The sequence below is a fragment of the Streptomyces sp. NPDC007907 genome (assembly GCF_042959365.1).
Taxonomy (GTDB): Bacteria; Actinomycetota; Actinomycetes; order Streptomycetales; family Streptomycetaceae; genus Streptomyces; species Streptomyces indiaensis.
The window spans coordinates 216,452-236,728 of sequence record NZ_JBIBKR010000003.1; the positions used below are offsets into that span (position 1 = coordinate 216,452).

Annotated in this window: 19 protein-coding genes and 1 pseudogene; 12 read left to right on the forward strand and 8 right to left on the reverse strand. The window is 71.2% G+C overall.

The annotated features are described in order from the left end of the window. The first annotated feature begins 4 nt into the window (after positions 1-4). Both ACFZDI_RS12270 and ACFZDI_RS12275 read left to right on the forward strand, forming a co-directional pair. A complete protein-coding gene (locus ACFZDI_RS12270; protein WP_391249879.1) occupies positions 5-493 on the forward strand; it encodes a DUF2975 domain-containing protein in 489 nt (162 codons plus the stop codon). 171 nt (positions 494-664) lie between these two features. Continuing rightward, positions 665-1,105: an ATP-binding protein gene (locus ACFZDI_RS12275; RefSeq protein WP_234750242.1), complete on the forward strand. Its 441-nt coding sequence runs from the start codon at positions 665-667 to the stop codon at positions 1,103-1,105. Between the two features lie 87 nt (positions 1,106-1,192). Here the strand turns inward: ACFZDI_RS12275 and ACFZDI_RS12280 are convergent, their stop codons facing one another. Next, entirely contained in the window at positions 1,193-1,771 is a 579-nt protein-coding gene (locus ACFZDI_RS12280) for a TetR family transcriptional regulator (RefSeq protein WP_391249881.1), read from the reverse strand. A gap of 82 nt (positions 1,772-1,853) precedes the next feature. Here ACFZDI_RS12280 and ACFZDI_RS12285 point away from each other — a divergent pair, with 82 nt between their 5' ends. Next, positions 1,854-2,447: a dihydrofolate reductase family protein gene (locus tag ACFZDI_RS12285; protein ID WP_391249883.1), complete on the forward strand. Its 594-nt coding sequence runs from the start codon at positions 1,854-1,856 to the stop codon at positions 2,445-2,447. Positions 2,448-2,511: 64 nt separating this feature from the next. On the opposite strand, the gene tpg is transcribed toward ACFZDI_RS12285, so the two are convergent. From tpg to ACFZDI_RS12300, 3 genes are all read right to left on the reverse strand, one after another. Further along, positions 2,512-3,069 (reverse strand): telomere-protecting terminal protein Tpg, encoded by a 558-nt coding sequence (gene tpg, locus ACFZDI_RS12290; RefSeq protein ID WP_391249885.1) that lies wholly within the window; start codon positions 3,067-3,069, stop codon positions 2,512-2,514. A gap of 27 nt (positions 3,070-3,096) precedes the next feature. Next, complete coding sequence (gene tap, locus ACFZDI_RS12295) at positions 3,097-5,277, reverse strand: telomere-associated protein Tap (RefSeq protein WP_391249887.1); 2,181 nt, start codon at positions 5,275-5,277, stop codon at positions 3,097-3,099. Between the two features lie 126 nt (positions 5,278-5,403). Beyond that, positions 5,404-6,024: a pyridoxamine 5'-phosphate oxidase family protein gene (locus ACFZDI_RS12300; RefSeq protein ID WP_391249889.1), complete on the reverse strand. Its 621-nt coding sequence runs from the start codon at positions 6,022-6,024 to the stop codon at positions 5,404-5,406. 334 nt (positions 6,025-6,358) lie between these two features. Here ACFZDI_RS12300 and ACFZDI_RS12305 point away from each other — a divergent pair, with 334 nt between their 5' ends. After that, positions 6,359-6,970: a TetR/AcrR family transcriptional regulator gene (locus ACFZDI_RS12305; RefSeq protein ID WP_234849820.1), complete on the forward strand. Its 612-nt coding sequence runs from the start codon at positions 6,359-6,361 to the stop codon at positions 6,968-6,970. Next, positions 6,967-7,377 (forward strand): DUF6069 family protein, encoded by a 411-nt coding sequence (locus tag ACFZDI_RS12310; protein ID WP_391249892.1) that lies wholly within the window; start codon positions 6,967-6,969, stop codon positions 7,375-7,377. Before ACFZDI_RS12305 ends, ACFZDI_RS12310 begins: the two co-directional genes overlap by 4 nt. A 66-nt stretch (positions 7,378-7,443) precedes the next feature. Here ACFZDI_RS12310 and ACFZDI_RS12315 read toward each other — a convergent pair whose 3' ends face one another. After that, positions 7,444-7,860, reverse strand: a complete 417-nt coding sequence (locus tag ACFZDI_RS12315) for an ATP-binding protein (protein WP_234849822.1) — start codon at positions 7,858-7,860, stop codon at positions 7,444-7,446. A 219-nt stretch (positions 7,861-8,079) separates the two neighbouring features. Between ACFZDI_RS12315 and ACFZDI_RS12320 the strand changes: the two genes are divergently transcribed. Further along, complete coding sequence (locus tag ACFZDI_RS12320; RefSeq protein ID WP_234849823.1) at positions 8,080-8,445, forward strand: STAS domain-containing protein; 366 nt, start codon at positions 8,080-8,082, stop codon at positions 8,443-8,445. 238 nt (positions 8,446-8,683) lie between these two features. On the opposite strand, the gene rph is transcribed toward ACFZDI_RS12320, so the two are convergent. After that, positions 8,684-11,284 carry a rifamycin-inactivating phosphotransferase gene (gene rph, locus ACFZDI_RS12325; protein WP_391249895.1) on the reverse strand — a complete coding sequence of 867 codons (2,601 nt, stop codon included), beginning with the start codon at positions 11,282-11,284 and terminating at the stop codon, positions 8,684-8,686. Between the two features lie 471 nt (positions 11,285-11,755). Here rph and ACFZDI_RS12330 point away from each other — a divergent pair. Continuing rightward, positions 11,756-11,972, forward strand: a pseudogene (locus ACFZDI_RS12330) (ABC transporter ATP-binding protein); the annotation flags it as partial. Between the two features lie 233 nt (positions 11,973-12,205). On the opposite strand, the gene ACFZDI_RS12335 reads toward ACFZDI_RS12330, so the two are convergent. Together ACFZDI_RS12335 and msrA are read right to left on the reverse strand one after the other, a co-directional pair. Next, the gene (locus ACFZDI_RS12335) at positions 12,206-12,397 is read right to left on the reverse strand and encodes a hypothetical protein (RefSeq protein ID WP_391249897.1); all 192 of its coding nucleotides are present in this window, start codon (positions 12,395-12,397) and stop codon (positions 12,206-12,208) included. Between the two features lie 213 nt (positions 12,398-12,610). Beyond that, positions 12,611-13,120, reverse strand: a complete 510-nt coding sequence (gene msrA, locus ACFZDI_RS12340) for a peptide-methionine (S)-S-oxide reductase MsrA (protein ID WP_391249899.1) — start codon at positions 13,118-13,120, stop codon at positions 12,611-12,613. A gap of 258 nt (positions 13,121-13,378) precedes the next feature. Between msrA and ACFZDI_RS12345 the strand changes: the two genes are divergently transcribed. The 5 genes from ACFZDI_RS12345 (at position 13,379) to ACFZDI_RS12365 (ending at position 20,266) form a co-directional block, all read left to right on the forward strand. Next, positions 13,379-13,867, forward strand: coding sequence for a TetR family transcriptional regulator (locus tag ACFZDI_RS12345; RefSeq protein ID WP_391251086.1), 489 nt, complete (start codon positions 13,379-13,381; stop codon positions 13,865-13,867). A 316-nt stretch (positions 13,868-14,183) separates the two neighbouring features. Beyond that, a complete protein-coding gene (locus tag ACFZDI_RS12350) occupies positions 14,184-14,708 on the forward strand; it encodes a hypothetical protein (protein WP_234849827.1) in 525 nt (174 codons plus the stop codon). Between the two features lie 400 nt (positions 14,709-15,108). Next, a complete protein-coding gene (locus ACFZDI_RS12355; RefSeq protein WP_391249902.1) occupies positions 15,109-17,238 on the forward strand; it encodes a hypothetical protein in 2,130 nt (709 codons plus the stop codon). A 95-nt stretch (positions 17,239-17,333) separates the two neighbouring features. Then, entirely contained in the window at positions 17,334-18,851 is a 1,518-nt protein-coding gene (pelF, locus tag ACFZDI_RS12360; RefSeq protein WP_391249904.1) for a GT4 family glycosyltransferase PelF, read from the forward strand. After that, positions 18,848-20,266, forward strand: a complete 1,419-nt coding sequence (locus ACFZDI_RS12365; protein WP_391249906.1) for a hypothetical protein — start codon at positions 18,848-18,850, stop codon at positions 20,264-20,266. The genes pelF and ACFZDI_RS12365 overlap by 4 nt, the downstream gene beginning before the upstream one ends. Positions 20,267-20,277 lie beyond the last annotated feature (11 nt).

The following is a 20,277-nucleotide window of genomic DNA, read 5'->3' on the forward strand; positions in this document are numbered from 1 at the left end:
GATCATGAGGAAGCTGACGCTGTGCGCGCTGCGCGCCGTGCTCGTGGTGCTGCTCGTCGGCACCGTGCTCGTGCAGGCGTCGATGGTGGGGGCGCTGGTCAGCGGGAGCGATCCGGAGGACGGGTCGCTCCCGCTGACCCCGCTGCGGGTGATCACGATCCTGGGCCTGGCATCGGCCCAGGCCGCCCTGGTCTGCGTATGGCGCCTGGTGACGATGGTGCGGCGCAGGACGGTGTTCTCGCGCGCCTTCCGGTACGTGGACGTCGTGATCGGCGCGCTCGTGCTGGCGGCCCTGGTCTGGTTCGGGGTCACCATCCTCAACGCGCCGGGCCAGCGGGCCGACCCGGGCGTCACCGTCATCATGGGCGGGATCGGCCTGGCCATCCTGGGGGTCGCGCTCATCGTGCTCGTCCTGCGGATGCTGCTCGCCCAGGCCGTCGCGCGCGACGTCGAGGCCTCGCAGATGCAGGCCGAGCTGAACGAGGTGATCTGAGTCGATCACCAGGGGCATCGGGATGATGCCACCCGGGGAAGATCCCCGACGTCGGCCGGTCAGTGGCATGACCTGACACTTCGCGGGTACGCGCGTCCCGTGTCGTACGAATACTCGAAGAACCCGGCGGACTCCACGGATCAGGAAGTGGAAGGCAACGGCCGCCATCCGGTGTCCACCGGCGTCGCCCCCGCCTCCGCGGCGTTCGACGACGACACCGGGATCGCCGAGGCCCGGGACCTGGCCCGCGCCTTCTTGACCCGGGTGCAGTCCGAGCACGGAATGCCGGTGTCCGGCCGGGCCATGGGCATGGTGCAGCTCGTCGTCAGCGAGCTGGTCACCAACGCCCGCAAGTACGCTCCCGGCCCCTGCCTGCTGACCCTGGACCTGGTGGGCGGGGCCGTGCGGATCAGCGTGTGGGACAGCGGCACCGAGCTGCCGACGATCCTCGCTCCCGACCCCGGTCGGATCGGGCAGCACGGCCTGGAGATCGTGGCCGCGGTCTGCGTCGGCTTCGCGATTCACCGTGAGCCGGTCGGAAAGCGCGTGACCGCCGACGTCATGCTCGCCGACGACCCCGGCGGATCCGCGGCCGGCCGCCAGATGCTGTAGGACCGCCGCGAACCACCCGGGCCGGCCGAGAGGCCGCCCGAGCCCCTCGGGGTGTCGGCCTCCGCGCGCACTGCGGACGCGTGGCACCTACTCCGCCGTCACGATGCGCTCCACCGCGGCCGTCACCAGCGCCTCACGCTCCGCCTCCGAGAAGACGTCCGGCAGGGTGAGCTGCTCGACGATCAGCCAGTTCAGCGTCAGCATGAGCAGTTTGACGGCCGTGGCGTCGCCCGGGAGCCCGGACGCCTCGTGATAGGCGACGTTGGCGTCGACGTCGGCCCGGACCCGCTCGGTGAGGACCTTCCGCAGTTCGGGGCGGCGAGTGGCCTCCAGGCGCAGTTCGAGCAGCGCCAGGTAACCGGTGCGGAAGGCGGCGACGCGGCCGACGAGCTCACGCATCAGTCCGACGTAGGTCTCTCGGTCGCGGCCGGCCTCCCGCTGTCGGGCGATCGTCTCCTCGTCGGGCTGGAGGCGCTCGTAGACCCGGGCGCCGGCCTGGGTGAACAAGTCGTCGCGGTTGGCGAAGTAGTTGGATGCCGTGCCGACGGGGACGGCAGCCTCAGCGTCCACGGCACGGAACGTCAGGCCGCGCGCCCCTTCTCGAGCCAGTACCTCGATCGCCGCATCGACCAGAGCCGCGCGCCGCTGGTCATTCCGCCTCACCATTGACACCACTCCATGTGTAGTACTACGTTCAGACCACTGCACCCACAGTACTGCAAGCATGCGCTTCACATGGGGGATCACTGTGCGAAAGCTCGTCTATTACATCGGCGTCACGCTCGACGGCCGTATCGCCGGCCCCGGCGGCGAGTTCGGCTTCTTCCCCCAGGGCGACGAACAGCAGGCCGCCGCCTACTCGACCTGGGTGAACGCCCTGTATCCGGAAACCGTCCCGACCGCCTACCGCACGGCCGTGGGCTTGGCGAAGGCCCCCAACCGGCGTTTCGACACCGTCGTCATGGGCCTCGGCACGTACCGCCTCTCCCTCGACAACGGCGTCACCAGCCCTTACACGCACCTGCGCCAGTACGTCGTGTCGAGCACTCTCAAGCCGGACACCGACCCGGCCGTCACCGTCGTGGCGGGCGACCCGCTCGGTCTCGTCCGCGAACTCAAGGGTGAGAGCGGCGCGGGCCAGGACATCTGGCTGTGCGGTGGGGGCCGGCTCGCGGGCAGCCTGTTGCCCGAGATCGACGAGCTGCTGATCAAGACCTATCCGGTCGTCGCCGGGAGCGGCATCCCGGTGGTGGAGGGCGATTTCGACCCCACCGTCTTCGATGTCGCCGAGCGCACCGCGTTCCCCAACGGGGTCACCCTCACCCGCCTCACCCGCCGCTAGCGCGGCCTTCTGCACCGACGGGTGGGAACCGTCAGGGTCACCTCCACGGCCGGGCCGACCGGGTTCAGTAGTCGAGGTCGATGTAGTCGATGTCGTTGATGGCGACGTCCGAGAGGCCGGGGGCGCGGGTTCCGCCGTCCTGGAAATAGGTCTCCTTGAGGCCGTCGGCGATGATCTGACGCAGTTGCCGGTCGTCGGCGCCTGCTTCACGGGCGTCGAACAACTGCTGCGCGTACGCCGGTGGAAGGTGCACGGTGAGGCGGCGGAAGCGGCCGTCGTCGGTGGTGCCGATCGGCGCCGTGTAGCCGAAACGCGCTCTCGTCTCCACTGTGATCCCACCTCTGGCGGCGGCCTCCTTGCGTCGGCGTCTGCGGACCTGGGGCTGCCACCGGGACCGGACGGCGGCATCGATCCGCCGCTGGATGTCCTCCGGTGGGCGCTTGCGCTCGCCCGTGCGGTAGCGCTCCACGGACCGCTGGCTGACCCCCAGTTCCGCCGCGACGGCCCGGGTCGTCTTCAGCTGCCTCAGCAGGAAGTTGATGCGGCCCTTGAGGGTCTTCGGCGGAGTGCGGGTGAAGGCCTCCTGGTCGGCGCGCTCGATGGCGTCGTCGATCTCTCCCACGGCGTGCGTTCCTCTCGCAGGTCGGCGCTACTCGCCTTCGTCCAGGACGGCGTCGCCGCCCTTGACGTGGCGGGCGGGGTTCAGGCCCTTCTCCATCAGGTCGACCGCCCAGAGCATCTCCTGGACGCCTTCGGGCTTCGCCAGGCCCGGGGCGGGTCCGAGACGGAAGCCGCCGGGCTGGGCCTTGCCGGAGGCCGCGTAGGGGAGGAAGTCCAGCGGCGAGGGGCCGGGGCTCGGGTAGACGACGCAGTCGGACAGCACCGCGAGCGGGTACCGGCCCGTCAGCTTGGCCATGTTCAGCAGCTTGCGGTGCATGTTGACCCGCGCCTTGGAGATGACGGCCGCGCGGATGTCCGGGCGCCAGGTCGGCCGTTCCAGAGCCGGCCACCGCTCCCCCTGCTTGTAGTGGCGTCCCTGCGGGCGCTCACGAAGCTTGCCGATACCGCCCTTGACCGTGGCCTTGATCGCGGCGAGGACGGCGGCCAGGGCGGGGTCGGCGTCCTTGTACCGCTCCATCGCCATCAGGAACTGCCGGTCGTCCAGGTCACGGGTGACGCCCAGGTCGGCGAGGGTGTCGAGGTAGGCGCTCTTCAGCCGGTCGTGCCACGGGTCCAGGTACGCGCCCGTGTCGCGGCGCAGGTAAGCCTCCAGCGGCCGCACGTTGTAGCCCAGTTCCTGGGCGTAGGCGACCGTGTGGGTCTGGTACCAGGCGGGACCGGACGGCCGTACACCGGTCGGCGTGAAGGGGCTGGGCAGGCGCGGGTCCAGCTCGACGTGGCTCAGGTCGACGAGCCAGGAGCCGGGGATCTTCGGATTGAACTGGGGGCCGACGAAATGGACCGGGCCCGACAGCCCGACCGTGAGCCGGGCGGCCGCCGCGAGGAACGCGGTGTTGAGGTCCAGGCCGACCGCGTAGGGCAGATGGCACTCCTCGTCGCTCAACAGGTCCACCTCACGCACCCACTGGTAGGCCTCCTCGTCGAGGAACCCTCCGCTCCAGCCGGAGTCGACGACCACGGGATGCTCCGGGGTGGCCTCGGGCGGCGCCGGGTCCACCGGATCCGTCCCGAGCGAACCGGGGTTGTGGCCCGGCACCCAGTTGCCCGTGGCCTCGTCCCGGACCGCGCGGGTGGGCGGACGCAGCGCCGTCATCAACTCCAGGCCCGACACGGCGGTACTGCCGCGGGGGGTGATGACGCGCCGGGCGTAGACGCCGAGCACCCGGGCGATGTCGGCGGGTTCCATCTGCGTCACACCCGGCCACGACCGCTCGTCCAGGGCGTCCCACGACAGGACCGCCAACTGCACGCACTGCCGCCGGCCTTCCTGGGCCTTGCGGTAGATCCGGGCCCAGGGACCGAATCCACGCTGCGTCAGCTGCCAACCCGCCTTCAGCACCTGCACGACGACCGGGTGATCGGCGGGCAGGCGCAACGAACGACGCTGTTCGTGGCCCTCCAGACGCTCGGGCAGTCCCAACCGCACCGCGCCGGCCGGGGTCAACACCACCAGCGGGTCGGCGTCCTTGCCGTTGCGGTGCAGGCGCGGCGCCCCGAGGCCGGACTCCCGCAGCGTCCACTCCACCAGCTGCGGCACGGAGGTGGCGGGGCAGTCGAGCACGAGGCCGTCGACGCCGTACGCCGAGCCGTCGCCGTCCAGCACGACCAGCGGTCCGTGTGGATAACGCGGGTCGGCGGCGGGCGCGGCGGTCGGCTTCGTGCCGGGCCGTCGCGATGAGGTCGCGGGGTGACGGGCGGGCCGTGCGGATGCGGTCGGCGTCCGTGTCGGGGCGGGGGCCGTCCAGACCGGGTGGGCGGCGGGGGGTTCGGCAGGGGCCGAGACCGGGGCAGACGTCGGGGACGGGACCGGCGGCGACGGAGTGGCGGTGGCGGCGCTGTGAGCGGGGCCGTCGTGAACGGGTGCGCCGTGGGCAGTTGCGCCGTGAACGGGTGCGCTGTGGGCGGGGTACCTCGCCGCCCAGCCCTTCAGCAGCCGCTGGTAAGCCTCCAGGCGTGGCGACTTCGGTTCCGACCGGCCGTTCTCGTAGTTCTTCACGGTCTGCGTGGAAGTCTTCAGCGCGAGGGCGAGACGCGCCTGAGTGATGCCGGCGGCCTCCCGCAGCCGGGCCCGCTCCGCGGGTGGGGGGAGCTGCGGCTCCTCCTCCAGCAGCGCGTCCACGGACGCGAACAGCTCTTCCTCGGAGGCCACGTCGTTCTCCTTCCGCGCTTCCCCGGGTCCCCGGGTCCCACCCTGCGGACCTTAGCCTAGAATTTATCCCGCTCCTTTAACCCTCTCGGACGGCGGGGTGTCGGCGGCGCCCGGTCGGCGTGCGGATCACCGCAGTGCCTGGTTGCGCTTCGCTTCCGCGGCCTTGAAGTAGTCGCCGCCTTTGCGCTTGACGTCGTCCGTCCCCCAGGCCTGCTCCACGGCTGCGGCACTGGTGCCGTCTTCGGCGATGTTCGGCCGCAGCGGCGCCTTGAGCAGCCTGGGTATGTGCTTCGAGCAGTGGATGTACGCCTCTTCGACCTGGACTTCGACCCATATCTGCGGGCGGCGCCCGGGCAGCGGATCGACGGGCAGGCCGGGGCGGCTGCGGCGCATCGCCTCGTCGGGGACCAGGTAGGCACGGCCGTTGACGTGCAGGCCGATGCGGTCCTCGGCGAAGTCGATCATCAGCAGGCCGACGTTCGGGTTCTCCCGGATGTTGCCGAGGGAGGCCATGACGCCGTTCCCCCGGTACTCCGGATATGCGAGGGTCGCGTCGTCGAGGACGTGGAGAAAGCCGGGCGGACCGGCCCGGAACGTGCTGTCGCACTGGCCCCGCGCGTCCGACGTGGCGAGGAAGAACATCTCCTGGCGGGCGACGAACTCCCTCATGCCGGGGTTGAGCCGGTCCAGTACCTGCTCGTCGTAGAAGCGATCAGCGCGGCCGGTGGTGCCCAACTCGTGCTGCATCTGGTGCTCTCCGTGGCTTCCGGGCCGGTCCGCCCGCTGGTCCTGGTGCAACGGTCCTCCTGCCAGGCGCGTCAACGCCCGTGTTCGAGCCCTGCTCCGGTGGTCCTTCGGCGCAGTTGCCTCTGCCGATCCCCGCGGAGGCCGAGCAGTGCTGACCGGCCACGCACATGAGGGTAGAGCAGGCTCATGAACGTTCCAGCACGCCCCTGCGGTTGTCGAGATGGTTCGACATCGCGGTTCCGGATGGACGCCGTTGTGGCAGGGGTACGGAAAGTGAGCGGAGTGAGTCCTCACTCATTGACGGAGTGAGGACTCACTCCGTACTCTCGTAGTCATGACAGCCCCCAAGGAGAACCAGACCACGCGCCGCCGCGCTCCCGGCATGTCGCCGGAACAGCGCCGCGAAATGATCATCCAGACCGCCATCCCGCTGATCGCCGAGTACGGTGCCGCCGTGACGACCGCGAGGATCGCCCGCGCCGCGGGCATCGGCGAGGGGACGATCTTCCGGGTCTTCGCCGACAAGGACGAGTTGCTGCAGGCCTGCGTGGCCGCGGCACTCTCCCCCGACCACGCGGTCCGGGAACTGGATGCGATCGACCTGTCCCAGCCGCTGCCCGAACGGCTCGCGGAGGCGGCCGAGGCGCTGCAGGCCCACATGTCCCGGATGGGAGCGATCCTCGGCTCGCTGGGGCATCGCGGAGGCAAGCACCCCGGCACGGTGCGCGGCGCGGGCCGCGAGGAGTCGACGGCCCGTATCCGCGCGGCTCTCGTGGACCTGCTGGAGCCCGACAAGGCCGCGCTGCGCCGGCCGCCGGAGCAGGTCGCGGCCCTGTTCTTCGGGCTGCTGTTCACCCAGCCGCGTACCAACGACGAACCCGATCTGACCCCTCTGGAGCTGGCGGACGTCTTCCTGCACGGGGCGCTCTCGGGAGGTGCGGAGTGAGCCCGCGGAAGAGACGTCTCGGGGTTGCGGCCCTGGCCGTCCTGGCCCCGGTCCTGGTGTGGCTGGTCGCGGACCCGCTGCTGGGGCACCCGTTACGGATCGCCGACGGTACGCGGACGCTCGACATCGGCGCCGGGCCCGTGGCGGTGGCCGCACTGCTCGCGTCCCTCTCCGGCTGGGGACTGCTGGCCGCCCTGGAGCGGTTCGGGGTGCGGCACGCACGCCTCATCTGGACCGGGGTGGCCTGTGCCGTGCTGGCCTTGTCCTTCCTGCCGTGCATGGGCGACGGCATGGACGGCGGCACCCGGGCATCCCTCGCCCTGATGCATCTGGCGGTGGCTGCGGTACTGATCCCGGGGTACGGCGGCAGGACCGTGGGGGCGGCGGCCGTCACCGTCGGGGCGTAGCCCGCCGGACCGGTACGCCGGTGGCCCGGGGATCGCGGACCGGTGGGAAGTCGCGTGGGACCGGGATCACGCCCCGAAGGGCGCGCCGGGGTCGTCGGTCAGGGCGATGCGGGCGGTGATGCGCTTGCCCACCGGCTCCCGCTGCACCAGGAAGTCCTCGACCACGGCCTGCACGATCTCCAAGCCGTGCTGGCCGATCCTGCTCGGGTCTGCGTCCCGGGGTGCGGGGACGTTGGGGTCGCTGTCCCACACGGAGATCTCCACGGTGCGGGCGGTGACGCGCAGTTCCAGCAGGACGGGCCCGGGGGCGTACTTGCGGGTGTTGGTGACCAGCTCGCTGACCACCAGCTGCGTGAGCTCCCTCGCCCGGGTGGACACGGGAAGGTGCTGCTCGTCGCTCGCCCGGTCGAGGAAGGCGACGGCGTGATGGCGGGCGTCCGCGATGCAGCTGGCGTCCTCGCCCAAGGCGTACCCGACACGCATGAGATGGTCGTCCGGCGTAGTACAGCCCTCGCCGTCGGCATCAGATTTCACTGGCCTCGCCCTCACTCCCCGTTCACGCGCGCCGGTACCCGTTTCGCCGCCGCGCATGCACAGAGGTGTTGTTCGGCACATCCACACGGGTGCATGTGGCCGGGTCCGTGGGGCAGAATCAGTCGCGCGCATTGTGATCGGGTAAGCCTAAGCACAGTTGAGGAGACGGTGTCCCCACTTGAGGAAGCAGACCGGCCGGGCCGGCTGCACGCCGAACACCGCATCGCCGGAGGTATCCGTGTCGTGACGTTGCGGGGTGAGATCGACCATGACGTCCGGGACGTGCTCAGCGAGGCCCTGCGGATCGAGGAGGGGGCGGCCCCACCGCGGATAGTGGCCGACCTCAGCGGTGTCACCTTCATGGACTCCAGCGGCATCAACGTCTTCGTCGCCGCCCACCAGCAGGTGAGCGACGCGGACGGCTGGGTGCGCATCGCCGGCGCCCAGGAATCGGTCCTCCGCGTCCTGCAACTGGTCGGCGTCGACACGCTCATCCCCTGCCACCCCACCACGGAACAGGCTCTGATCGCCTGATGCGGGCCGGGGCCGGGCGATCGGCCGTCGAACGGGCTTGAGTCTCCCGTCTTCCGTAGGGGAGACGTCGCTTGCGACTCACTCGTGGCCGCCCCGTCACGAGGGCGACAGCAGGTGGGGCAGCGGGAACGCGCGGTCGGCAGCGGACGGGCGGTCGGACGCCTGAAAGGGAACCGCTTCTCCCGGCAGCCGCCGACCGGCAGCCTCGGTGATGCCTTCTCGTGGGGCGGTGGTGCTGTCAGGGCAGGATCTCGACGTACCCGTCGCTGCCGTGCACACGGATGCGCTGTCCGTCCCGGATGAGGCGGGTGGCCCGGTCGACGCCCACGACGGCCGGCAGGCCGTACTCGCGCGCGACCACCGCACCATGGGTCATCAGGCCGCCCACCTCCGTGACCAGACCGGCGATGCCGACGAACAAGGGTGACCAACTCGGGTCCGTGTAGGCGGTGACGAGGATGTCGCCCGCCTCGAGGTCGGCGTGCGCCATGTCGAGGATGACGCGGGCCCGGCCCTCGATCGTCCCGCCCGACACCGCAAGGCCGAGCAGGGCACCGTTCGGCACGTCTTCACGCCGGTACGCGCCGTTGACGGTTTCGCCTTCCGAGGTGAGCACCCGGGGAGGGGTGAGCGCGCGGTACGTCCGGAACGCTTCCCTGCGTCGCCGGATGAGCCCGTCGTCCACGTGGTGCGAGCGGACGACGTCCTGGAGTTCCTGGAACGTCAGATAGAAGATGTCCTCCTTCTCGGCGAGCACTCCGGCCCGCGCCAGACGGCCGGCCTCCTCCAGCAGGGCCTGCTTGTAGACGAAGTAGCGGCTGATGATGCCGTACTTGGGGTACTCGCGGTACCCGATGAAGGTGCGGACCCGGTCGATCATCCGCTTGGTCTCGTCGGCCTTGCTCTCCCCGTCGGGCAGCGCCCGCAGGCGGGACAGCACGTCCTGTTCCTTCTCCCGTGCCTCCTGGCGGCCCTGCTCGAACCGCCGTGCCGCGGCGCCCGGTTCGAAGTTCCTGACGTTGTCCAGGATGGCCGGCACCAGCGTGCCGGGGCGTTCGCGCCACCGCGGCCTCGTGATGTCGATCTCCCCGGCACAGCGCATGCCGTAGCGGTCGAGGTAGGTCTCGATGGCGTCGCGGGCTTCGGTACCGCCCGCCAGTTTCGGCAGCTCGTCGAGGAAGCCGTCGTCGGCTGCGGCGCTCTGCAGGAACGCCACCACCTCCGGGTGGGGGCGGATCACGTCCGCCACGTCGAGCAGCTCCAGTCCCATCGCGGACGTGACGTTGTCGGGTGCGGACAGGGTGAGGGTGTCGGCCGCGTTCTTCTCCCCCAGCCATTCCTGCAGCTTGTCGTTGAGCCACCAGGTGGCTTCCATGCCGGCCATGATCGCCTGGATGCTGAGTGGATCGCTGAGCACCTTCTTGTGCTCCTCGAAGGCCTCCAGCAGGAAGTCGAGCAGGTCCGGACCGGTCTTCGTCGCGATGTCGCGCCGCAGGGCGGCGAGGGACGTCCGGCTGCGCTCGATCAGCCCCGCGACGATGGCCGGATCGGTTTCGATGGCGGTGGGCGCGCCACCGGCCCGCGGTCCACCGGGGGCCGGGTCCGGCAGCGAGGGGACGAAGCCGTCGCGCGCGAGGACGGTTTCCAGCGCGTCCCGGGTCAGGGGATCGCCTCTGCCCACGAGGTCCAGGAGTCCGGTACGGCTCGCGGGCGAGGACAGGGCCCGGGTGGCGTCGACGAACAGCCTTCCCCCGGCGTCGGTCATCGGCGCCATGGCCGTCAGCTTCCAGACGGAGAGTCCCAGGGGTTTCATGGGGTCGGTCATCATCTGCTGATGGCCGACGGAGACGTAGACGTGGTTGTCCTCGTCGTCGGTCTCGGGGATCGGGAAGAGCGTCGTGATCGGCCGGCTCTGGACGATGTGGAACCCGTCGTCGCCGAGGCACCATTCGATGTCCTGCGGGCGGCCGAAGTGCTCCTCGATACGCCGCCCGAGCCGCACGAGCTGTAGGACCTGCTCATCCGTGAGAGCCGGTTGCCGCTGCTGCCGTGCGTCGACGGCCACGTGCAGCGTGCCGCCGTCCGGCAGGGCGTGAACGGCGCGCTGTTTGGCGGCGATCGTCTTCTCGACGACCTCGCCGTGGCGCACCTTGTAGACGTCCGGGTTCACCAGGCCGGAGACCAGGGCCTCACCGAGTCCGAAGCCCGCGTCGACGGTGGCGACCTTCCGGTTGCCCGTGACCGGGTCGGCCGTGAACAGGATGCCGGCCGCGTGCGGGAGGACCATCTTCTGCACGACCACGGCCATGTCGACCGTACGGTGGTCGATGTCGTTGCGCTGACGGTAGGTCACCGCCCGCTCGGTGAAGAGCGAGGCCCAGCACCGGCTGACATCCCGGAGAATCGCCGCCGGGCCGACGACGTTGAGGTACGTGTCCTGCTGGCCGGCGAAGGAGGCCGTCGGCAGATCCTCCGCCGTGGCGCTGGACCGGACGGCGCACGCGGCTTGTTCGCCGAGCCGGGAAAGCGCCCCGGTGATCGCCGCGACGAGGTCGTCGGGGACGGCGATCGCCTCGATGATTCCGCGAATTCGCTCGGCGAGTGTGCGCGCCGCCTCGCGGTCGTCCGGGTCCGAGCGACTCAGCTCATCCAGCAGATCCTCGACCGACGGCGATTCCTTCATGATCCGCCGGAAGGCTTCTGTTGTCACACAGAAGCCTCCCGGCACGCTGGTGCCGTCGATCCGCGCGAGCGCGCCCAGGTGGGCGCCCTTGCCGCCGACAAGCGCGAGCTGCGTCTCGTCGACCTCGTGGAGGTCCAGCACGTACCGCTCGGTCATCGCGATACCTCCGGCGCTGTCGACTTCCTGGACGAGCACGTCCCCATGTCCGACACACACACCTCGTGTCCCCGTTTCCGCAGGTTGTGGCTTCGGCCGACGATTGTGTGGCAGGACGGGGGCCTTGCCGCAAGCCCCCCTGTGCGCTATAACTTGGGAGAGGCAAGGAGAGTTCTCCTTGCCGTTTGTGCTTTCCGGGGCCGTTCTTAGCGTGGTGCGCGCTCGTCCTGTGCGACTCCCGTTGAGGCGGCCGTTGCGCTGCACGCGACCTTGACCTTGTACTGAGGAGTCACAGGCGTGGCGGGGGACGGCGACATCTCCGGGTGGGACCGGAGCTGTCGGCCACCGGACGCGCTGAGGAAGCGCCGCCGACGCGGCCGGTTCACCATGCCCCCCTTTTCCCACGCCTGTGTGGAACGCATCGCCGAGCTCGGCAGCGGTGAACTGCGCTGGTACGGGGGCGACTTCTCCGAACGGGCCGGGCGCCGTGCGGGCAACGCCGCGCGCACCTCAAGAACGCCGGTCTGCCGCGCATCTTCGTCGGCACCATGAAGCGGGGTGCGCAGGAGTCCGCCGGACGGGCCGGAGATGCACTCAGCCCGGGTAGGCCCGGCTCGACGAGGCCGGAGGCCCGGTGCGCGAGGAGCCGCGACTCATCCTGGACCTGCCCGACACCCAGGCACGTGCGGTGGGCCGCGGCCGTCGGTGAGTGCGGTGGGCCGCGGCCGCGCCGTGGGTCTGGGGGCGACCAACGACCACCAAGCACCGACCGGCCAGCAAGCACCGCCTGGAGCCGCTCGGGCGCGCAGGGCGGCGGGAGCTGAACCCCCAGGGAGGCGCGGCCCAGGTGCACCGGCTGAGGTGGTGACGGATTCCGATTCGCGGGGGCGTCGACCGCCTGAACCCCTGAGCCGGCCGGGCCTACAGACCCAGATCGAGCGCGAGGCAGGAGTAGTACTGCCACGAGCCCTCGGGATCGTGGGCCCGCACCCTGCCGCCCGGCCTGACCTCCACCTCTTCTGCCATGTCGGCGAAGCGGATGCGCTCGGGGAGCTTTCCGTACCGCACCCGTCGTGCCGCCGTGGCGGTGTCCGTCGTCCGATCCCCGTCCATGACCGGCCTCCCCCTCGCTCATCACACTGCCACCTTGGACCGTGGCGTTAGCCTGCACCGCCATGCGTCACCGGTCAAGAGGGTGACGCCTCGGGACGTGGGCCCTTTCGAGGATCAGACGCCGACGGAGAGGCCGTACGCGGAGTCGTTGGCGATGCGGACGAAGGGCCGGGAAGGGCGAACGCCCCTTCCCGGCCACGTCGGCGTACAGAACTAGCCGCGCTTGGGGAGCCGCCAGTTCGGGCGCGGGAAGTGGCAGGTGTATCCCTCCGGGTAGCGCTGGAGGTAGTCCTGGTGCTCCGGCTCGGCTTCCCAGAACGCGCCGGCGGGCACGACCTCGGTCACCACCGGGCCCGGCCACAGACCGGAGGCTTCGACGTCGGCGATGGTGTCCAGAGCGACGCGCTGCTGCTCGTCGTCGAGGTAGAAGATCGCGGAGCGATAGCTCGCACCGATGTCGTTGCCCTGGCGGTCCCGGGTCGTCGGGTCGTGGATCTGGAAGAAGTACTCCAGGATCGCGCGGTAGTCGGTGGCGGTCGGATCGAAGACGATCTCGATCGACTCCGCGTGCCTACCGTGATCACGGTAGGTGGCATTCGGCTTGTCGTTGTCGCCGCTGTAGCCGACCCGGGTGCGGATCACTCCGGGGAGCGAGCGGATCAGCTCCTGCATGCCCCAGAAGCAGCCGCCCGCCAGCAGCGCCTTCTCCTCTACGTCACTCATGGCGCATCACCTTTCCTGCCGTGTTCGTCCGCACTCGCTGTAGTCACCATCTTGACAGGTGACGGGTCGGACTGTCACGGCCGGGCCGTGTCGCGGTGGGCGCATGCGATCCGCTGCATCCGTGTGGCAGTTCGATCACTTATAACCGCAGCACTGAGGCAGTAGTCGGCTCAGGTTGCACACGGCGTCGCTAGACTCGGTGCCGTGAGAGCCGACGCAGCGCGCAACCTGGAAGCCGTCCTGGCCACCGGGGCGCGCATGCTCGCCGCCGACCCGGGCGCGAGCATCGCGGCCATCGCGGCCGAGGCGGGCGTGGACCGGCGCACCGTCTACCGGCGCTTCTCCTCCCGCGAGGACCTCCTGACCGCGATCTACGTCTCCCGTCTCGGCGCCATCGAGCACGCCATCGCCGACGCGCGGCTGCACGAGGCCCCGGTCGGCGTCGCCCTGCACCGCTACGTCGAGAACATCATCGCCGTGAACCGCACCTGGCTGGTGGACCTCGCCCGCGTGCTCGCCGACGACCGCGTCCGCGCCCGCAGGGACGCCTGCGTCCGGGAAGTCGACGTCTTCCTCGAACGCGCCACGAGCGAGGGGCTTCTGCGCCCGGGCCTCCCCCCGGGATGGGCGAGCGCACTGCTGCCGCAGCTCATGCACCTGGTGTCCCGGCAGATGCCCGCCCTGAGCCCCGCGCGGGCGGCGGACGTCGTGGTCGACACGCTGCTGCGCGGCCTGGGAGCGCCCTGACGGACGTCGCCGACGCCGTGCAGGCCGGAAACCGGCAGGTGGCCGAGAACCCCGGGGTGAGTCCGGGGGCGGGAGCGGGCCGGCCGATCCGATATGCGCCAATGTCATCTTCTCGCGGCGGGAAAGCGGCCGGCAGCGGCCGACCGGCGCGACCGCCCCCGGGCCGCACCCGCCGCCTGGGAAAACGACACGCCTGTTGCTCCTTCATGCGTTCGACACGACTCCATCACACCATGAACACTTCCGGCCGAGTCGAGAGCCGCGTCCCGTCCGCGGGGCAGACGGTGCGCCCGGGCCCTGCCTAGCCTCCCGGGCCATGCGATCACCCCAGATGAGACGTTTCGGCCTCGGCGCCGTCCTCGCCCTCCTTCTCGCCGTGTTCGGCCTGGCGCCCACCGCGAGTGCGGCGCCGGCTCCGGCGGAGCTGACCTTCACCACCAACAGCGCCACCACCACCCCCGGCGGTTCGGTCAAGCTGTCGATGACCTTGACCAACAACAACACCTACGACGTCTGGTTCGTGTACCAGACGATCGAGCCGACGTGGCTGACCACGCAGCGTCCCGACCTGAAGTACAGCTTCTCCGGGTGCAGCCTGACCACGGTGAACGGCCCCGCACCCTGTTCCGGGACCGGCCCGGCCAACCTCGGCGGCAACTACGGCGCGACGATCCCGCCCGGTCAGAGCCGCACAGTCACCCTGACTCTGGACGTCGCCGCCGACTCCGGCTGCAACGGCAACATCGGCTTCTACTCGTACTTCTACGCCGAGTTCAGCGACTCCACGAACGTCAGCGGCGGGCCGGTCTACACGCCGGTGACACGTGTGCTCTGCTCCTGACGCCCCGTCCGCGGAGCCGACGGCCGTGACCTGAAAGTTTCGCCATGCGGATATCGGCTCCGGTCTGGACCACTGGCACTTCGACCGGCGGGCCCTTGAGGCCCGCCGGTGCGCCGTGCAGGGTCCGGACCAGCGCGCCGGGCCCTGGTCCCCACCGGACCCGACTTCGCCCGGCGGCACGGAACGACTCGTTTCGCTTTCGGAATCGCCCATTTCGACACCTGCGCTTTTCCGTCATGTTCCGCAACATGACCGCGAAATCTCCACACAGACATCACTATGTGACCCGAACGGATGCGTGACGAACTGGCTTCTGAGGGGGACGCCGGCGGCACGCAAGGGGGTGCGTCCGCTCCACGGGAGCTGTGCTCACCCCTGCCCGGGGAGGGGACCTCACCGCATGAAGCGGACCTATCGCACCACCGTGCTCACGGTGGGTGCGCTCATCGCCGCACTCGGCCTGCCGGCCGGCGCGGCACAGGCCGACACCATGCCCCGCATCGACCTGCGGGTGCTGGTGGTGAGCGACGGCGGCCCGTCGACCGACGCCATAGCCGCCGCACTGGCCGCGGCGGGAACGCCGTACACGCGGATCGACCTCACGCAGGCCGCCCGGACCGTGATCGACGCCGACTTCCTCGCGGACACCGTCGACGGCCGGCCGCGCGCCAAGTTCCAGGCGGTCGTGCTGCCCAACGACAATCCGTTCCCGGCCGGTTCCGCCGAGATGGCGGCCCTCACGGCGTACGAGCGGACGTACGACGTGCCGCAGGTCGACGCCTACACCTACGCGCGTCCCGAGGCCGGACTGCAGTACCCGCTCTACGGGGGCCACTCCGGCAGCATCGACGGCAAGCGGGCGGAGGTGACCGCCGCGGGCAAGGCGGGGCCCTTCGGCTACCTCGACGGCGCGGTGCCCTTCGAGGACAACGACCCGTCCGTCGGCGAGAGTTACGCCTACCTGTCCAAGCCGCTGGCGGGGGCCGACTTCACCCCGTACGTCGAGGCGGCGATCCCCGGGCAGACCACCAAGGGCACGCTGGTGGGCGAGTACCGGCACGACGGGCGGCGCGAGCTGGTCGTCACGTTCGTCTACAACCAGTACCAGCAGCAGTTCCGGCTCCTGGCCCGAGGCATCGTCGAGTGGATGACCGGCGGGGTGCACCTGGGTGCCTCACGGAACTACTTCTCCGTACACGTGGACGACGTGTTCGCCGCCGACGACCGCTGGAACAGCCAGCTCAACTGCACACCCGGCGACGTCGACTGCGAGGACCCCGCCGCGACGCCCGACCCGATCCGGATGACGGCCGCCGACGTCGACCACGCCATCGACTGGCAGAACAGCAGGAAGTTCACCCTCGACTTCGCCTACAACGGCGCCGGCAGCGCCGACCACCGCGAGGACCACAACGGCGCCGACCCGCTCGCCGACCGGCTGATCGCGCGGCGAGGCGAGTTCCGGTGGATCAACCACACCTACTCGCACCCCTTCCTCGGCTGCGTGCAGGACACCACCGTCGTGCCCTGGAAGTGCGCGACCAACGCCGACGGCAGCACCCGTTGGATGAGCCGCAACGACATCTCCGACGAGATCGCCACCAACCGGGTGTGGGGCGATAGAGCCGGACTGCCCCTGGTGAACGACGAGTTGGTGACCGGCGAGCACTCGGGCATGAAGGTGCTGCCGCAGCAGCCCGAGGACAACCCCAACCTGGCACTCGCCCTCGGCGACAACCGCATCACCTGGCTCGGCTCCGACAACTCCCGTGAGCCCGCCCAGCGCCGGGTCGGCCCGGCCACGACCGTGCCCCGCTACCCGATGAACGTCTTCTACAACGCCGGCCGGGCGGCCGAGCAGGTCGACGAGTACAACTGGATCTACACCAGTCGCGCCCAGGGCGGCAGCGGCATCTGCGAGGACAACCCGGCCACCACCACCTGTCTGCCCGCACCGCTGAACCCCGCCACCGGCTACGCCGAGCACATCGTCCCGCTGGAGACGCGCATCGCCCTCGGGCACGTACTGGCCAACGACCCCAAACCGCACTTCATCCACCAGTCGAACCTGGCCGAGGACCGCATCGCCTACCCCGTGCTCAACGGCGTCCTGGACGGCTACGCGGCACTGTTCGCCGAGGACACACCCGTGGTGAACCCGCGGATGAAGGACATCGGCGTCGAGCTCCGGCGCCGGGCCGACTGGCAGGCCGCTCTGCGCGCCGGGCAGGTCACCGCCCACCGCATCGGAAACACCGTGACCGTCGACGCGCCGAACGGGCTTGCGGTCCCCGCGACCCTGCCCACCGGCGCCACCCTCGCCGGCGCCGCGTTCGGTCAGGCGTACGCCGGTGCCGTGTCCGGCTGGACGCCCTCCACGGGTACGCCGCTCACACTCACCCTGCCCGCGTCCGCGGCGCCACCGGCCACCGACGCCAAAGCCGGGCCCGCCCCGGCCACCGGCACGGCACCGCGCACCCGGGTCCCCGCGGGTGTCACCGACCCCGTGGGTCACACCTCAGACGGCTGAACGGCGCATACACCCCCGTCCGACCGACGGTCCTGGCCGCTCAAGCGGCCAGGACCGGCCCGAACCACTTCACTCCTCGGCCGTGGAGCACATCGATGCCCGTTCCCCAGGGCGCGCGACGTACCGGAGCAACGCGCGTCACCCTGCTCACCGAAGGCACCTACCCGCACAGCCACGGAGGCGTCAGCGTCTGGTGCGACCAGCTCGTCCAGGGCATGCCCGACCTCGCCTTCGACGTCATCGCCGTCACCGGCACCGGGCGTGAACCGGTCGTATGGGACCTGCCCGCGCACGTCTCGAGCGTGCTGTCCGTCCCCATGTGGGGCGCCCCGCCCGAGGGCCGCCCGCCCCGGGGCAGGGCCCGCAACCAACTCGCAGCCGCCTACGAACGGTTCCTGGCCGCGCTGCTCGACCCGCACGCCGAGGACGGGTTCGCGCCCGCCCTGTACGCCCTGGCACGGGCCGCCTCGGACGGGACGCTGAGCCCGTTCCTGCGCGCGGACCGGGCGATCGGCATCCTCACCGCGCTGTGGAACCGCCCCGGTCTCGCCGTGCGCGAGGCGCAGCCGACGCTCCACGACGCGCTCACCGCGACCGCCCTGCTGGAGCACGCCCTGCGTCCACTGGCCGCGCCCGTCCCCGAGCACGGGGTCGCGCACGCGGTCAGCGGCGGAGTCGCCGTGCTGCCCGGCCTCACGGCCCTCGAACGCCACGGTGTTCCGCTGCTGCTGACCGAGCACGGGGTCTACCTGCGCGAGCGCTACCTCGGCTACCGCACGGCGCCCTACCGCTGGCCGGTGAAGGCCGTGATCCTCGGGTTCTTCCGGCTGCTCGCGCGGGAGAGCTACCGCCGGGCCGCGCTGATCACCCCCGGCAACCGCTACAACCGGTTGTGGGAGGAAGAGGGCGGCGCCGACCCGGAGTCGATCCGCACGGTCTACAACGGCGTCGACCCCACCGCGTTCCCGGCGGCGGGACCGGAGCCGGACGTCCCCACCCTCAGCTGGGCGGGCCGCGTCGACCCCATCAAGGACCTGGAGACCCTCATCCGGTCCTTCGCCCTGGTCCGCGCCGAACTCCCGCACGCCCGGCTGCGGTTGTTCGGCGGCACACCACGGGGCGGAGAGGCCTACCGCGAACGCTGCGAAGCCCTGGCCGCCGAGCTCGGGCACGCCGACGCCGTCACGTTCGAGGGGCGGGTCGACGACATCAAGGACGCCTACGCCGCCGGGAACGTCGTGATGCTCTCCAGCATCAGCGAAGGCTTCCCGTTCACACTGATCGAGGCCATGTCCTGCGGCCGGGCGACCGTTTCCACCGACGTGGGCGGGGTGCGCGAGGCCGTCGGCGACACCGGGCTCGTGGTGCCCCCGCGGGATCCGGAGGCGATGGCCGCGGCCGCGCTGGAGCTGCTGGGCGACCCCGGGCGGCGCGGGGCGATGGGCGAGGCGGCCCGGCTGCGGGTCATCGAGCAGTTCACTCTCCGGCAGACCATTGACACGTTTCGATCCATCTACATGGAACTGGACCACCCGGAACAGGAGTTGACGGTCATGCCCTCGGTCAGGTTCCCGGCCCCGGCCGTCCACGGCACCGGAAGCCTCGCCCTGTGAGCGGGCCGATATCCCTCGAACCCGGGGGCGCCGAACAGGACACACTGGCCATCCGGCTGGCCGGCGCCCGCCCACCCCGTCGGCGGCCGCGCTGGGCCCTCGACGACACCACACTCGCCATACGGCTGCCCCGGCGCGGCCCCGACGAGGAGGCCGTCAGCGAACTCGCCGCCGAGCTCGCCGACCGCATAGGACCCGCCGTCCACCCCTACGAGGTCGCCGCACTGCTGGAGGCCGAGGGGCTGTCCGCCTCGCTCATCAACGAGCGGTACGGTCACCCGAACCTGTTCTCCCTCGCCTCCGCCCTGTACGAGCGCGTGCCACGCACCTTCCCCGAACCCGCCCCGGCGGCCGACCCCTGGCGCCCCGACACCGTGCGCTGTCTGCTGCGGGGCGTGCTGTTCGCCCTGCCCGGGCTCGCCTACCTGCTGACCGCGCCCCTGTGGGACGCCTTTGGGCACGCCGCCGCCCTCGTCGTGGCCGGACTCGTCTCCTGGGCGTGGGGGCAAGCGCTCGGTCACCGCGCGCACCTGCGGATGGCGACCGGACGACGGGAGGCCGGCCGCACCCTCCTGGCCGGTGCCCCCGTGGGCGCGGTGGTGGCCACGGTGGTGGCCGCGCTGCCGGCCGACGGCGGGCCGGTGACTCTGGTGGCCGCCGCGCAGTCCGCGTATTTGGCGGCCGCCGGTGTCCTGCTGGTGCTGGGCCGCGAGCGGCTGCTGCTGGCCGCGCTCAGTCCCCTGCTCGCCGGGGCGGCGATCCTGCCGTGGTGGGAGCCGGGCTCCCTGGTCCGGGCCGGTCTGCCCCTGCTGGCGCTGCTCGGCACGCTCGGCGTCACGGGCTGGGTCCTGAGGGGCGCCCTCGCCGTCCCGGCTGTCACCGGCGCGACCCGGCCGCGGCTGCTGTGGTCCCTGCCGTACGGCCTGTTCGGGCTGGCCGCGGGGGTGCTGGTGCTGCTGGAGGGGCGGGAGGAGCCGTACGCGGTGATCGTGCTGACGCTGAGCATGGGGCCGGCGGAATGGCTGCTGTACCGCTACCGCGGGCTGTCGGTCGCCGCGTTGCGCGCCACCGCCACCCCCGCCGGGTTCCTGCTGCGTTCGGCCGGCATCCTCGGCCTCTGCCTGCTCGCCTACCTCGCACCGCTGCTGCCCGCGGCCCTGCTCACCGGGGCCGACCCGGCCGCCCTGCTGCCGCTCGCCGCGGCCTTGTGGACCGCGCTGCTGCTCCAGGCGTTCGGGGCGGCCTGGTCGTCGGCCGGCATCTGCCTGGCGGCGGCCGGTGCCGCCGGAACCGTCGTCCTGTTCGGGCTGCCACCGGGCGCCGCGCTCGCCCTGCCGGCCGGCTGCGGCGGCGCCGCCCTGTGTCTGTCGGCGTGCGTGCTGCGGCTGCTCGGCCGGCCCGCACCGCACGCCTGAACTCCGCTTCA

Bases quoted from the DNA above. Each gene is read 5' to 3' on its own strand.
- ACFZDI_RS12355 (WP_391249902.1), top strand. From the start codon at position 15,109: ATGAAGCGGACCTATCGCACCACCGTGCTCACGGTGGGTGCGCTCATC.
- ACFZDI_RS12305 (WP_234849820.1), top strand. From the start codon at position 6,359: ATGACAGCCCCCAAGGAGAACCAGACCACGCGCCGCCGCGCTCCCGGC.
- rph (WP_391249895.1), bottom strand. From the start codon at position 11,284: ATGACCGAGCGGTACGTGCTGGACCTCCACGAGGTCGACGAGACGCAG.
- ACFZDI_RS12280 (WP_391249881.1), bottom strand. From the start codon at position 1,771: ATGGTGAGGCGGAATGACCAGCGGCGCGCGGCTCTGGTCGATGCGGCG.
- ACFZDI_RS12350 (WP_234849827.1), top strand. From the start codon at position 14,184: ATGCGATCACCCCAGATGAGACGTTTCGGCCTCGGCGCCGTCCTCGCC.
- msrA (WP_391249899.1), bottom strand. From the start codon at position 13,120: ATGAGTGACGTAGAGGAGAAGGCGCTGCTGGCGGGCGGCTGCTTCTGG.
- ACFZDI_RS12270 (WP_391249879.1), top strand. From the start codon at position 5: ATGAGGAAGCTGACGCTGTGCGCGCTGCGCGCCGTGCTCGTGGTGCTG.
- pelF (WP_391249904.1), top strand. From the start codon at position 17,334: ATGCCCGTTCCCCAGGGCGCGCGACGTACCGGAGCAACGCGCGTCACC.
- ACFZDI_RS12315 (WP_234849822.1), bottom strand. From the start codon at position 7,860: ATGCGTGTCGGGTACGCCTTGGGCGAGGACGCCAGCTGCATCGCGGAC.
- ACFZDI_RS12300 (WP_391249889.1), bottom strand. From the start codon at position 6,024: ATGCAGCACGAGTTGGGCACCACCGGCCGCGCTGATCGCTTCTACGAC.
- ACFZDI_RS12345 (WP_391251086.1), top strand. From the start codon at position 13,379: ATGCTCGCCGCCGACCCGGGCGCGAGCATCGCGGCCATCGCGGCCGAG.
- ACFZDI_RS12335 (WP_391249897.1), bottom strand. From the start codon at position 12,397: ATGGACGGGGATCGGACGACGGACACCGCCACGGCGGCACGACGGGTG.